The organism is Pseudidiomarina sp. (genome assembly GCF_033722695.1).
GTDB lineage: Bacteria > Pseudomonadota > Gammaproteobacteria > Enterobacterales > Alteromonadaceae > Pseudidiomarina.
The window spans coordinates 112318-126006 of sequence record NZ_JAWVYM010000001.1; the positions used below are offsets into that span (position 1 = coordinate 112318).

At 51.7% G+C, this 13689-nt stretch carries 9 protein-coding genes; 8 read left to right on the forward strand and 1 reads right to left on the reverse strand.

All coding sequences use genetic code 11. The annotated features are described in order from the left end of the window. Positions 1-207 precede the first annotated feature (207 nt). The 5 genes from hppD to R3196_RS00580 all read left to right on the forward strand — a co-directional run bounded on the left by hppD (position 208) and on the right by R3196_RS00580 (position 6730). Positions 208-1287: a 4-hydroxyphenylpyruvate dioxygenase gene (gene hppD, locus R3196_RS00560; RefSeq protein WP_318934660.1), complete on the forward strand. Its 1080-nt coding sequence runs from the start codon at positions 208-210 to the stop codon at positions 1285-1287. Next, the gene (locus R3196_RS00565) at positions 1280-2413 is read left to right on the forward strand and encodes a homogentisate 1,2-dioxygenase (protein WP_318934661.1); all 1134 of its coding nucleotides are present in this window, start codon (positions 1280-1282) and stop codon (positions 2411-2413) included. Before hppD ends, R3196_RS00565 begins: the two co-directional genes overlap by 8 nt. Positions 2414-2434: 21 nt before the next feature. Beyond that, positions 2435-3457, forward strand: coding sequence for a fumarylacetoacetate hydrolase family protein (locus R3196_RS00570; RefSeq protein ID WP_318934662.1), 1023 nt, complete (start codon positions 2435-2437; stop codon positions 3455-3457). 11 nt (positions 3458-3468) lie between these two features. Then, positions 3469-4110, forward strand: a complete 642-nt coding sequence (maiA, locus tag R3196_RS00575) for a maleylacetoacetate isomerase (protein WP_318934663.1) — start codon at positions 3469-3471, stop codon at positions 4108-4110. Positions 4111-4243: 133 nt separating this feature from the next. Further along, a complete protein-coding gene (locus R3196_RS00580) occupies positions 4244-6730 on the forward strand; it encodes a S9 family peptidase (RefSeq protein WP_318934664.1) in 2487 nt (828 codons plus the stop codon). A 63-nt stretch (positions 6731-6793) separates the two neighbouring features. Here the strand turns inward: R3196_RS00580 and rne are convergent, their stop codons facing one another. Further along, positions 6794-9769, reverse strand: coding sequence for a ribonuclease E (gene rne, locus R3196_RS00585; RefSeq protein ID WP_318934665.1), 2976 nt, complete (start codon positions 9767-9769; stop codon positions 6794-6796). A gap of 531 nt (positions 9770-10300) precedes the next feature. Between rne and R3196_RS00590 the strand changes: the two genes are divergently transcribed. The 3 genes from R3196_RS00590 to R3196_RS00600 are packed head-to-tail and all read left to right on the forward strand — an operon-like array spanning position 10301 to position 13687. After that, the gene (locus R3196_RS00590) at positions 10301-12043 is read left to right on the forward strand and encodes a hypothetical protein (RefSeq protein ID WP_318934666.1); all 1743 of its coding nucleotides are present in this window, start codon (positions 10301-10303) and stop codon (positions 12041-12043) included. Between the two features lie 43 nt (positions 12044-12086). After that, a complete protein-coding gene (gene rluC, locus R3196_RS00595) occupies positions 12087-13049 on the forward strand; it encodes a 23S rRNA pseudouridine(955/2504/2580) synthase RluC (RefSeq protein ID WP_318934667.1) in 963 nt (320 codons plus the stop codon). Further along, positions 13046-13687, forward strand: a complete 642-nt coding sequence (locus R3196_RS00600) for an HAD-IA family hydrolase (protein WP_318934668.1) — start codon at positions 13046-13048, stop codon at positions 13685-13687. The genes rluC and R3196_RS00600 overlap by 4 nt, the downstream gene beginning before the upstream one ends. The last annotated feature ends 2 nt before the right edge of the window (positions 13688-13689 follow it).

Genomic DNA, 13689 nt, shown 5'->3' on the forward strand with positions numbered 1-13689 from the left:
GGCCCGTTATATGCCGCAGCGTTGACGAGCCAGATTTAGAATAGTAGAGAATGTACCGATTAGTTTACGTATGGCGGCGCAAAGCAATGCCGGGCTTTTAGCGCCGGATACTGGAGAAATAAATCAAACTGGCGCTAAATAGGCCAGTAAAATTCGACTTACAGCGACTGCCAAGCAGTCTGCCTATTATAATCAGAGGAGTCCAGAATGACTGACATTAACTATAACCCACTGCAAACCAATGGTTTTGAGTTTGTAGAATATGCTGCCCCAACTGACGAGGGTATAGCGGCACTGAAAGATCTGTTCGACAAGCTTGGTTTTACCGAAGTTGCTAAGCATAAGCGCAAGCAAGTCTGGCTTTACAAACAGAACGATATTAACTTTTTAGTCAACGCCGAAACGGGCGGCCAGGCTGAAGCCTTTGCTAAAGAGCACGGGCCAAGCGTTTGTGGTATGGCCTGGCGGGTCAAAGATGCGCAGCATGCTTTTGATCACGCGGTGAAGAACGGTGCTAAGCCATTCAAGCGCGACGCCGCCATGGGCGAGGCTGATTTTCCAGCTGTTTACGGTATTGGCGAGAGCGTACTTTATTTCGTTGATAACTATGCTGGCGATGACAACATTTATACCCAGGATTTTGATTTTTATGATAACTGGGAAGCAAAAATGAAAGAGCATGCTGCAGGCCTTTATGAAGTGGATCACCTGACGCATAACGTATTCCGCGGCAATATGGATACCTGGGCTGGTTTTTACGAGCGCATCGGTAATTTCCGTGAAATCCGCTACTTTGATATCGAAGGTAAGCTGACCGGTCTGCTGAGCCGCGCAATGACAGCGCCATGCGGTAAGATCCGGATTCCTATTAACGAATCCCATGATGACAAATCACAGATTGAAGAATACCTGCGCGAGTATAAAGGCGAGGGTATCCAGCATATCGCCTTAACCAGTGATGACATCTACAAAACAGTTCGTGAGCTGCGTGACATCGGAATGAAGTTCATGACCACGCCTGATACCTATTACAGCAAGATTGATGAGCGGGTTGAAGGGCACGAAGAAGACGTAGCTAAGTTACAGGAATTGCAGATTCTGATTGATGGCGCGCCAATGAAAGACGGTATCTTGCTGCAAATCTTTACTAACACGGTAATCGGCCCGGTATTCTTTGAAATTATTCAGCGCAAGGGTAACGAAGGCTTTGGCGAAGGTAACTTTAAAGCGCTATTCGAATCGATTGAAGAAGATCAGATTCGCCGTGGAGTGTTAAGCGATGCGTAAATGGATCAGCTTTCCGAAACAAGTGGGCGTGTCGTCAAAACAGGCGCACGCCGACTTCCCGGAGCAGGCGATTTATGAACGTGAAGTAGGCCGTAGTGGCTTTTTTGGGCCGGCGACACATTTTCATCATCGGCATGCTCCGACCGGGTGGAGTCACTGGGAGGGCGAATTGCGCCCTCATAACTTTGACTTCAATAAACTGGACGGGGTGGCAGTGGATTCACCCTGGCAGGTGCCGGTGTTGCTGCATAACGCCCACTGTAAGTTTCGCATCTGGCATTGCCGTGAGGATATGAAATTTCTCGCGCGCAATGCTGACGGTGATGAACTGTTGTTCGTGCATGAAGGGCGTGGCGAGTTATTCTGTGACTACGGCCACATCACTCTGGAGAAAGGGGATTACTTCAGCATTCCCCGTTCCACGTCGTGGCGCATTGAGCCTGCAGAGCCCATGCACTTGGTTATGATTGAAGCCACTAATGGCTCGTATCAGCTCCCTGAAAAAGGCCTGGTAGGAAATCATGCCATTTTTGATCCGGCCGTTCTGGATGTACCGGATATCAATGAACAGTTTAAAGCGCAATACAGCGAAGATGAATGGCAGGTGCAGGTGAAACGGCATGGTAAAGTCGCCACAATCACTTACCCTTATAATCCGCTGGATGCGATAGGCTGGCATGGTGATTTGGCGCCGGTGCGTATTAACTGGCGCGATATCCGGCCCCTGATGAGCCACCGCTACCATCTGCCACCATCAGCGCACACGACGTTTGTTGCTGAGCGCTTTGTGGTTTGTACTTTTGTACCGCGGCCGATTGAATCGGATCCGGGTGCACTAAAAGTGCCTTTTTATCATAACAACGACGATTACGATGAAGTCCTGTTCTATCATGAAGGAGACTTCTTCAGCCGTGACAATATCGACAAAGGGATGGTTACCTTCCATCCGGCTGGCTTTACCCATGGGCCGCACCCAAAGGCATTTCAGGCAGGCCGTGAATATAAGAAAAAATTCACTGATGAAGTTGCTGTGATGCTAGATACCCGGGATGCGTTACAGATGGGCGAAGTCTGTGCAACGGTAGAAAACCCGGACTATGTTTATAGCTGGAAAGCCCACGACTAATTAATAAAAACGAGAGAGTTTATGAAGTTTGCAAGCTATCGGAATGGAACACGTGACGGCCAGCTGATGCTGGTTAGTCGTGATTTAACGAAAGCCATAGCGGTTCCCGCCCTGGCGGCAACCCTGCAGGAAGTTCTGGATGACTGGGACGGAATTGCCCCGGAACTGGAAAAAGTCTACCAGGCGCTAAATAAAGGTGAGCTCGGCGACGCCGAAAACTTTAACGAAGAGCTGTGCGAGTCGCCGTTACCACGGGCTTATCAGTGGGCCGACGGTAGTGCTTATGTTAATCACGTTGAGTTAGTGCGTAAGGCGCGTAATGCTGAGATGCCACCCAGCTTCTGGACAGACCCGCTAATGTATCAGGGCGGCTCAGACGATTTTCTGGGCCCAAAAGATGACATTGAAATGGCTGACACCAGTTGGGGCATTGATTTTGAAGCTGAAATTGCCATAATCACAGATGATGTTGCGATGGGAACCAAAGCTGCTGATGCCGGTGCGTTCATCCGGCTGATTATGCTGGTTAACGACGTTTCGCTACGCGGTCTGATCCCGAACGAGCTGGGTAAAGGATTCGGCTTCTTTCAGTCGAAACCATCGTCAGCCTTTTCACCAGTAGCGGTAACCCCTGATGAACTGGGTGATGTATGGCGTGATAATAAATTACATCTGCCGCTATTAAGCACCTACAATGGGAAAGCATTTGGAAAGCCTAACGCTGGCGAAGATATGACTTTTGACTTTGCCCAGTTGGTTGCTCATGCTGCCAGAACGCGACACCTGAGCGCTGGCACTATCATTGGTTCAGGAACGGTTTCGAATAAACAGGGAACCGAGCATGGTAGTGCTATTGACGAAGGTGGTGTCGGCTACAGCTGTATTGCCGAAGTGCGGATGATTGAAACTATTCGTGATGGCAAGCCGGCAACTGGCTTTATGCAGTTTGGCGATACCATACGCATTGAGATGAAAGATACTCAGGGAACCAGCATTTTTGGTTCTATTGATCAAAAAGTTGTTCAATACACGCAGCCGGAATAACGGAGCATGGCATGGAACTATATGGATACTGGCGCTCCAGCGCCAGTTATCGCGCTCGCATCGCGCTAAATTATAAACGCTTAGATTACAATTACCTGCCTGTACACTTGCTGAATGATGGCGGTGAGCAACATAAGCAAGCCTATCGCCAGCTGAATCCGAATGAATTGGTTCCGACGCTGGTGGATGGCCACAATGTGGTGCACCAGTCACTGGCAATCATGGAGTATCTGGATGAGAAGTATCCCGGTCCGGCGTTGCTGCCCGGGAAAGCGGCAAACCGGGCGGTAATCCGCGCGATGTCGCTGGATTTGGCCAGTGAGCTGCAGCCACTTATTAATTTGCGGGTGCAGCAATACCTCACTAACGAACTCAAAGTCAGCGATGAGGAGAAATCGGCCTGGCTGCAGCATTGGTTCAAGGTGAGTTTTTCAGCCTTCGAAATCAGCCTTAATGATAATGCTGGTACCTATTGTGTTGGCGATAAATTCTCTATGGCTGATATATGCCTGGTGCCTCAGGTATATAGCGCTGAGCGGTTTGGCATTGATCTTAGCGATTACCCCTGTCTGCGTGAGGTTTATGGGCGCCTGGCTGAATTGCCATGGGTTGCTGACGCGCATCCATCGAAACAACCGGATGCTGAAAGCTAAGCTTAACCGCAGATAGCTTTAGCTTCATCGCAATATCCTGATGCCCGGCTCGCAGTTTGCCGGGCATTTTGTTTTAATGCCTGCAGGAATGCCATCACGCGTTCGACCACTGTTTTTAAAAAGGACGATAATAATGAAAACTAAACTGGCTCTGGCCATAGCAGCAGCATTGTTTACAGCTTCCTGCGCTAGCACCAACGGTTCCGATGCGCAGCAGTCAACGCAAGGGGTGAATAAACCCACCGCAGTTGTGCAATTACAAGGTAATGAAGAGGCGGTTGCCAGTACTGAGCTGTCCATCAGCAAGATCATGGCTGATCAGGACTGGGTAGCGCGGTCTCCTGAAAACGCCTACTGGATGCACGATAGCAGTGGTGTGCTTTATGCGCAGAAGCGTGAAGGCAGTGAGCTACGCGACTGGTATCACTTGCCGCTTGATGCTGACGAAGCGCATCAGGTACCGCTGGATAAGCTGCACAACTACGCCTACCGGGATGCAGTTTACAATGCGGATCGCAGCCTGATGGCGTACCTGTTCGAAGGTAATATTTTTGTCCGCGACCTGAATACTAATGAAACCCGGCAGTTAACCCGGGATGAAGCGCGCCAGTCACAGCTGATGTTTATGACTGATGGACGCATCGCGTATCGTGAGCAAAATGACTTTTTTACGGTAGATCCCCGCACCGGACTTATTCATCAGGTAGCGGCGTTAAAAACTGCTGATGCACCCAAAGGCGTGACCGAGCCAGACGATTTCATTGCACGAGAGCAAGTTGAGCTGATCAAGTTTGTGCAGAAAGAGCGTCAGGATCGCAGTGAGCGCCTGGCCCGGGAGAAGGCGTTAGCCAAAGCCAACCCGTCGGTTGCTCCGGAGCCGTTTTATCTGGGTGATAAAAAGCAAGTTATAGCCGCCAACCTGTCACCTGCGGGCGACAAGATGATTGTAGCGGTAACGGATCAGCAGAGCTGGCGCGGTGATTCAGATATCATGCCCAACTATGTGGCGGAAGATGCACGGGTAAAGGCCGAGCTGGTACGCCGCAGGGTAGCGGATGCGAAGCCGGTTGAGCACACGCTGCTGATGCTGGATTTAAAGACGGGTGAACAAACGACCTTAACGTACAACACGCTGCCGGGCTGGAACGAAGACGTACTGGCAGAAGTGAAGAAAGAAAACTATGCGGCGCAGGGCAAAACCTATACACCTGAAGAGAACCCACGGCCAATTACCCTGATGCAGGATTGGGGCTGGGATGGTGGAGCCATTCGCTGGAGCGACGACGGTAATGAAGCTGCCGTTATGCTTGAGGCCTGGGATAATAAAGATCGTTGGATCGCGACCCTGGATTTTGCCGGTAAGCAGCTGGTCAGTCAGCATCGTTTGCATGACGATGCGTGGATCAACTATACCCATAACGAGTTTGGCTTTCTGCCCGGCAGTAACACGCTTTGGTTCCAGTCAGAAGAAGATGGCTACGCGCATCTTTATACCAAGGTACCAGGTGGTAAGCAGCGCCAGTTGACCAGCGGCCAGTTCGTGACTGAAGATCCGCAAGTTAATCAACGGGGTGATTACATCTATTTTAGTGCCAACAAGCCGCACCCTGGAAACTACGAGATCTTCCGGGTCCAGACAGAAACCGGTGAACTGCAACAGTTAACCGTACTTGGTGGTATCAACAACTACGAACTGTCGCCTGATGAAGAGCAACTGCTGATTCGTCATTCTACAGCCTTAAAGCCTGAAGAACTTTTTGTGCAGGACATTGGTGAGGTTAACGCCCGCCAACTGACCAATACAGTGACTGATGAATTTATGGCGGTGGACTGGACAGCGCCATCGATCGTCGCGGTGCCATCCAGCCATGTCGATCATCCGATTTACTCCCGGGTTTATTACCCTGCGGACTATGACGAAAACCGGCCTGAAGCCTATCCGGCAGTGGTGTTTATTCATGGCGCTGGTTATCTGCAGAATGCCCATAGCGGCTGGTCAGGCTATCAGCGTGAATTCATGTTTCATAGCTTCCTGAATCAGCAAGGCTATGTGGTTATTGATTTGGATTATCGGGGCTCGAAAGGTTACGGCCGTGACTGGCGTACTGCCATTTACCGGCAGATGGGCACGCCCGAAGTAGAAGACCTTATTGATGTGGTCAACTGGATGGGTGAAAATGCGAACGTTGATACGAACCGCGTCGGCACTTATGGTGGATCCTACGGTGGTTTTCTGACCTTTATGGCGCTGTTTAACGAGCCCGGATTATTTAAAGCCGGTGCTGCTCTGCGTCCGGTAAGTGACTGGGCTCATTATAATACGGGTTATACCTCTAATATTCTGAACCTGCCGGATATTGACCCTATCGCGTATCGTCGTAGCTCGCCAATTTACTTTACTGAAGGCTTGCAGGACGCGTTATTGATTAATGCTCCTATGGTTGATGACAATGTCTTCTTCCAGGACAGCGTGAGGGTTGTACAGCGTCTGATTGAGCATGAGAAAGAAGATTTTGAAACGGCGATTTATCCGGTCGAGCCACACGGCTTCCGCCAGCCGTCCAGCTGGTTGGATGAATACCGCAGAATCTTTAAGTTATTTGAAGAAAACCTGAAATAAAAACCAGCAGGCATAAAAAAACCGGAATCAGATGATTCCGGTTTTTTTTATGTTCCGACTAAATTAGTCGCACTTAGTCATTTCTGCGCTGACCACTGAGCGGGCGTGCTGCAGACCTGCGGTGCGGCTTGCGCTGGCAGGGGCAGGGCGCTTGCTGTTGTCAGCTGCTGGCAAGGGACTAAAGTCGCCAGAGCGTGCTTGTGGCGCAGCCTTGGCCATCGGCGCAGAAACGCCGCCAGAGGTTTTGGCTTTGGCTTTAGCCTTCACCGGTTTGGCTTTTGGCTCAGCTTTTGCAGGCTTAGCTGCTGGTTCGGGCTTGGCTTCCGCTTCGGGCTGCACTTCGGCTTTAGGCTTCGCTTCAACTTCAGGTGCTTCTGCTTCTGGCTCAGCTTTTACTTCGGCCTTTGCTTCAGGTTCAGCTGCGACCTTTGGCTCTGCTGCAGGCGCTTCAGCTGGCTCAACAGCTTCTGTTTTAACTTCCGCCGCAGCAGGTTCCGCTGTCACCTCGGGCTTCGCTGTCACTTCTTTCTGTTCAGCGGTTTCAGGTGATTGAGCTTCGGCTGACTCTGCATCCTGCTCAGCTTTACGGCGCTGACCAGCTGCTCGTTGGTGACGCGGCGAACGGCGACTACGGTTTCGCGTTGGCTTAGCCTCTGTCACTTCAGTATCGGCTGCCGGCGTAGCGTTAGCGTCTGCTGTAGTCGTATTAGTTGTAGCGACTTCTTCTTTCTCTTTCTCTGCAGGCTGTGCGGTCGATTGTTCGGCAGCAATGATATCGGCAGCTGCTTGCATGCGCGGATCAACCTTGCGACCGGAAGCCGGCTGCGGTTTTGCTGTTTGCTGCTCAGCTGCTGCTTTGGTTTCACTCGTTTGCTCAGCGTCCTGCGGTAATTCGGTACCGATTCGTACCGATTGCTCCAGCTTGCGGCGCTGACGACGCTGTTTAGGCTGGGCTGGCTTGCGCTCGGCAGCAGGTGCTTCGTGTCGTGATTCCTGCGCTGGGGCCTGATCTGGTGTTTTCTCAGTGGCCTTATCGGCAGGCTTCTGTGGTTGCTCACCACGAGCGGGACGCTGACGACCGCGGCCGCCACGGCGGTTGCCGCGTGGTTCTTTCGGGCTATCATCTGCTGCAGTTTTACGATCAGCAGGTGCTGGAGACTTGCTTGCAGTTGCCTCGTCATCACGCGGGCGACCACGACCACCACGACGACGGTTGGCGCCACCGCGGCTACCTTGCGGCCGACGCTGCTGGCCGCTGCGGCGCTGCTGTTCACGTTGTTTATCTTCACGGGCTTTGGTTTCAGCTGCGCTCGGCTTTTCTTCACCGAACACGCTTCCCAGCCACTTGAACAGGCGACCAACAAGAGAGGGTTCAGCAGTTTTAGCTTTGCCTTTAAAGGCTGCTTCGCGTGCTTCGGCAGGTGCCGGTGTCGGTGCAGGGGCAGCAGGGGCCTGCAGTCCTTTCAGTGCTGGTTCCTCAAAAGCAGGCTTATCACGGTTAAGCACCACTTCAGTAGTGGTATCTTCAGGACGTTCAATCAGAGTAAAGCTATGAGCTTCTTCCTGTTCGTCAGAACGCAGGCGTTTTACATCAAAATGTGGCGTATCCAGGTGTGGATTAGCAATAACCAGCAAGGAAACCGAATGGCGTTTCTCGATATCCACAATAGCGTTACGCTTCTCGTTCAATAAGTAAGTCGCAACGGTAACCGGAACCTGTGCCTGTACCTGCAAGGTGTTGTCTTTCAGCGCTTCTTCTTCAATCAGACGCAGGATAGATAATGCCAGCGACTCGGAAGAGCGGATGGTGCCATGGCCGCTGCAGCGAGGACAGACATTATTAGAGGACTCACCTAATGACGGACGCAAACGCTGCCGTGACATTTCTAACAGGCCGAAGCGTGAAATGCGAGCGACCTGGATACGGGCACGGTCTTGCTTGAGGCTGTCGCGCAGGCGGTTTTCAACTTCCCGCTGGTGACGCACCGGCGTCATGTCGATGAAATCGATAACGACCAGTCCACCAACGTCACGCAGGCGCAACTGACGGGCAATCTCTTCTGCCGCTTCCAGGTTGGTCTGGTACGCGGTTTCTTCAATATCGCCGCCTTTAGTAGCGCGTGACGAGTTAATATCAATGGAAGTTAGCGCTTCTGTAGGGTCGATAACAATGGAGCCACCTGAAGGCAGGCGCACCTCGCGCTGGAAAGCCGACTCGATCTGGCTTTCAATCTGGTAATGATTAAACAGTGGAACGTCACCCTGATACATTTTGACTTTGTTCAGGAAGTCAGGCCGGATCAGGCTGACATGCTCGCGAACCTGGTCATAGATCTTTTTGTTATCGATCATGACTTCGCCGATATCGCGGCGCAGGTAGTCACGGATGGCACGGAATACAACGTTGCTTTCCTGGTGGATAAGAAACGGAGCCGGGCGCTCTTTGGCTGCTTTTTCGATAGCCTGCCAGTGGTGAATCAGTACGTTCAGGTCCCACTCAAGCTCTTCGGTGGATTTGCCGACGCCCGCGGTGCGGACAATTAAACCCATCTCGTCGGGTACATTAAGCTCGCTCAGCGCTTCTTTCAGGTCGGTACGCTCATCGCCTTCGATGCGGCGGGAAATACCACCCGCTCGAGGATTATTCGGCATCAATACGAGATAGCTACCAGCCAGCGAGATAAAGGTGGTCAAGGCTGCGCCTTTCTGGCCGCGCTCTTCTTTATCAATCTGTACAATAACTTCCTGGCCTTCTTTGACCACATCACGAATATTCGGGCGCCCTGAGAAGGTATAACCAGATGGGAAATAGGTTTTGGCGATTTCTTTAAGTGGCAGGAAGCCATGGCGGTCAGCACCATAATCGACGAAAGCAGCCTCTAAGCTTGGCTCTATGCGGGTAATCTTGCCTTTATAGATATTGGCTTTTTTCTGCTCGTGACCAGGACTTTCAATATCCAGATCGTACAGGCGCTGCCCGTCGACCAGTGCAACACGCAATTCTTCTTGTTGCGTGGCATTAATTAACATTCTTTTCATTTGTTGTGACTCTTCAATATTTTAGCCACAACACAGCACGAAAGGCTTATAGCCGTCGCGATTCCGAGTTCTAATTGTGATCTGTCATAGCGCTTTCGCAGCGGGTACTGACACCCCCCGTCAACTGTAACGTGAGGCTTGCAATTGGTTTCCAAGCCGAAATGCGCTTGTGAATACTCTTCGTGCTATGCCGTAGCATTAGCTCTGCTAATTGTGATTTGATTATCAGGCGGTTGGGTTATGCTAAAACCGACGTTGGTTCCGTGCCATCAGGATCTCGACCTTAATAGTCGTATCCTGAGGTGGAGGGTCGTTGTCACCCCAAGGCGCTCAAATCACGCGAATTTTTTACAGTATATCAACGTGTTACCACGTACCGCGCTCTATCAACCGGTGCGGTATTTTTCCGGCAAATAATTATCCCACAAAAGCCCCCCTTAATACAAGATATACAGCCGGGGGCTTGTACGGCTGTTAGTCCTCGCATACAATATTTTTACAAAAATAACTCTAATAACGGAGAGAAAGACTATGCGTAAGGTACTTATTGCAGCAGCTGTCGTGGCGGCCGCGGCGGTTGGTTATTATACCTGGACGTCATCTGAACGCTCAGTTGATATGCCAGAACTGGCTTTTATACCAGCAGATACAGCGCTGTTATCGGTGCAGATCAAACCCATTGATCTTCCTACTTACCTTGCCAGTGTTGGCATGATGCCACCGGCATCTGTCAGTCAGATGCGCGCGGACTTTGAGCAGGCGCGTGGCGAATTAGCTATCGATGAAACACCGTCGGCGGCTTTCGCATTCAGTCTTTTCGAACAGTTCCTCGGTGCCCTTGAACAGCCTGAACACTTTAGTCAGATTACCGGCCTGAGCGATAAGAGTCAGAGTCTTATGTATATGGTTGGTGTCGCTCCGGTTATGCGTCTGCAGGTGAGTGATGAAACGAAATTCTGGGCCATGTTCGATGCCGCCGAGCAGGACAGTGGCTTCAGTCATCAGCAAGACACCCTGGAAGGGCAAAACTATCGCCGGTATAAGCTGGTAACTGAAAGCGACAGCGAGGTACAAATCGATTTGCTGGTGCGTGTTGACGCGCAGTGGGCCACATTAACTCTCGATAGTAGCAGCCTGGCAGCCGACGAGCTGGCAACGCGACTAGCTATCAGCCAGCCGACGGACAACCTGCGCGCCAGTAATAAAGTTGGCAAATTGATTGAACAATACGATTTACATACCCATGGGGTCGGTTATCTCAGTTCCGCCGTCATTGCCGCAGCCTTCACCAACCCGGAGAGCAACCGACTGGGGCGCGATTTAGTCAAGATTAGCGAAGGTGAGCTCATTGCGGACAGCTCCGACTGGCAAACACCGGCTTGTCAGCAGGACCTGGCAGGTATTACCGAGCGCTGGCCCGGAATGGTCTTTGATTTAGCCATTGAGCAAAACGCGGCCAGCGGAGTCTGGGTACGCAGCAATTTCCTGATACCCACCAGCGACAAAGATGCAATTGCTAATCTGCAGGGATTGCGTGGCTTTATTCCGTCGAGCCTGAACGGCAAGCTTACCGAAGCCATGGCTTACCTGGCATTAGGCTCGGATATCGGGCAACTGGCACCTAACCTGAGCAAGCTATGGGTTGGGATTGCTGATGCCGAATACAGCTGCCTGCCGTTAGTGCAGATGCAGCAGGATATGAAGCAGAATAATCCGTTAGCGGCGCTTGCGGTTACCGCCATGGGCAACGGACTGCAGGGCGCTGCACTAATAGTTAACGAATTCGATCTGGCTGCAATGCAGAATGGCATGGGCTCTGCCGCGCTTGACGCAGTCGTCAGTGTCGCTGCCAGCGATATTCAGGCAATTTATAATGTTATCCAGGCTTCGCTGCCACCACTGATGAACACGCCATTGCCGGAAGTTGGTGAAGCAACAGATATTACCCAGACCGTGGTGATGCTAGGTGGTATTCCAGGCCAGTACTATCTGCTGCGCGGTGAGAATCAGCTGCTGATCCACAGCCAGGGGCAGGCTGAGAGCCAAGCCAAAGATATCGCGGGTGAGCCACTCACAAAAAATGGTATTTTTGCGATGGGCATGAATTACGAGAAGCTCTTCTCGATGCTTGCTAAGACCATGGCGGCGGCGGGCGAGGAAATCCCTGACGAGCTGAAGGGCCTGATGACAACAGATATGAATCTGGCCTTTAGCGTTGATGTAAATGAACATGGCCTGATAATGACCACCGAAATGCAGGCCAATAACCCTTAAAATTTGCAGCAAAGGGCGCAGGTTTAATGATAAACTTGCGCCCATGACTGAGACATCATCCCCCCAACAAGTAAGCTTCCACACCGTTGCCGCGGATTACGCGGGTCAGCGCATAGATAACTATTTGCTCGCGCAATTAAAAGGCGTACCTAAATCACTGGTGTACCGGATTGTGCGCAAGGGTGAAGTACGGGTAAATAAAAAACGCGTTAAACCCGACTACAAACTCCAGCCGGGTGATCTGGTGCGGATTCCGCCGGTACGGGTTGCCGAGGCCAATGCGCTACCGTCGGCAAAACTGGATCGCGTGCAGGCGTTGCAGGATCAGATCCTTTATGAAGATGATGTACTCATGGTACTGAACAAACCTTCGGGTCTGGCGGTGCATGGCGGTTCAGGCCTGCAGTTTGGGCTGATTGAAAGTTTGCGGGCGCTGCGCCCGGATGCCAAACATCTGGAGCTGGTGCACCGGCTGGACCGTGAAACCAGTGGTTGTATTCTAATCTCCAAGCGCCGCTCAGCGCTGCGCAGTCTGCATGAACAACTGCGCGAGAAGACTATGGATAAGCAGTACCTGGCGTTGGTTCGTGGCCAGTGGCAATCGCATGTTAAGTTTGTGGCGGCGCCATTGCAGAAAAATACGCTGCAGTCAGGTGAGCGCATGGTTCGCGTTGATGCCGAAGGAAAGGTTGCCGAAACCCGCTTCCGGGTATTGGAAAGCTACGCCCAGTGTTGTCTGGTTGAGGCGTCGCCGATTACCGGACGGACGCACCAAATCCGGGTTCATGCGCTGCATGCCGGCCATCCGATTGCGCAGGACCCTAAGTATGGTGACCAGGAGTTCAGCCAGGCGATGGCACAGTTAGGCCTGCAGCGGTTATTTCTGCACGCTCATAAACTGGTATTCGCGCACCCGCAGACCGGTGAGAAGCTGACCGTGAACGCACCCATGGATTATGAGTTGCGGACCACCTTAACGCGCCTGGGCAGCAAAAAATTCTCATGAAGTACCCGCTTATTATATTCGACTGGGACGGCACTTTGATGGACTCCATCGGGCGGATTGTTTCATCCATGCAGCAAACCGCCAGACAGCTTAAACTAACAGTGCCAACGGAACAGGCGGTGCGGGATATAATCGGGATTAGTCTGAACCCTGCCATTGAACGGCTATTCGGGCAGCTCGATATTCAGCAATATGACCAGTTCATGAATTATTACCGAGAGTGTTACGTGGTTAATGATCCCACTCCGAGCCCGCTATTTCATAAAGCTCATGATGTGCTTGCTGAGTTGCGGCAGCGCGGTCACCTGCTAGCAGTAGCGACAGGGAAGGCGCGGCATGGCCTGGAACGGGTTTGGGATGAGTCGCAAAGCCGCCATTACTTTGATTTTTCCCGTTGCGCCGATGAATCTGAATCTAAACCCAGCCCGCAGATGCTGCGGGATATACTTCATCAGGCAGGGCTCGGAGCTGATAAGGCGATAATGGTCGGCGATTCGATACATGATATGAAAATGGCAAAAAATATGGGTATGGCACGGCTCGGGGTAAGCTTCGGTGCGCATGACCGGCAACGGCTGATGACCCATCAACCGCTGGCTGTTATTGATCAGCTCAGCGATCTGTTACAGCACGTTTAACT

Bases quoted from the DNA above. Each gene is read 5' to 3' on its own strand.
- hppD (WP_318934660.1), top strand. From the start codon at position 208: ATGACTGACATTAACTATAACCCACTGCAAACCAATGGTTTTGAGTTT.
- R3196_RS00565 (WP_318934661.1), top strand. From the start codon at position 1,280: ATGCGTAAATGGATCAGCTTTCCGAAACAAGTGGGCGTGTCGTCAAAA.
- R3196_RS00570 (WP_318934662.1), top strand. From the start codon at position 2,435: ATGAAGTTTGCAAGCTATCGGAATGGAACACGTGACGGCCAGCTGATG.
- maiA (WP_318934663.1), top strand. From the start codon at position 3,469: ATGGAACTATATGGATACTGGCGCTCCAGCGCCAGTTATCGCGCTCGC.
- R3196_RS00580 (WP_318934664.1), top strand. From the start codon at position 4,244: ATGAAAACTAAACTGGCTCTGGCCATAGCAGCAGCATTGTTTACAGCT.
- rne (WP_318934665.1), bottom strand. From the start codon at position 9,769: ATGAAAAGAATGTTAATTAATGCCACGCAACAAGAAGAATTGCGTGTT.
- R3196_RS00590 (WP_318934666.1), top strand. From the start codon at position 10,301: ATGCGTAAGGTACTTATTGCAGCAGCTGTCGTGGCGGCCGCGGCGGTT.
- rluC (WP_318934667.1), top strand. From the start codon at position 12,087: ATGACTGAGACATCATCCCCCCAACAAGTAAGCTTCCACACCGTTGCC.
- R3196_RS00600 (WP_318934668.1), top strand. From the start codon at position 13,046: ATGAAGTACCCGCTTATTATATTCGACTGGGACGGCACTTTGATGGAC.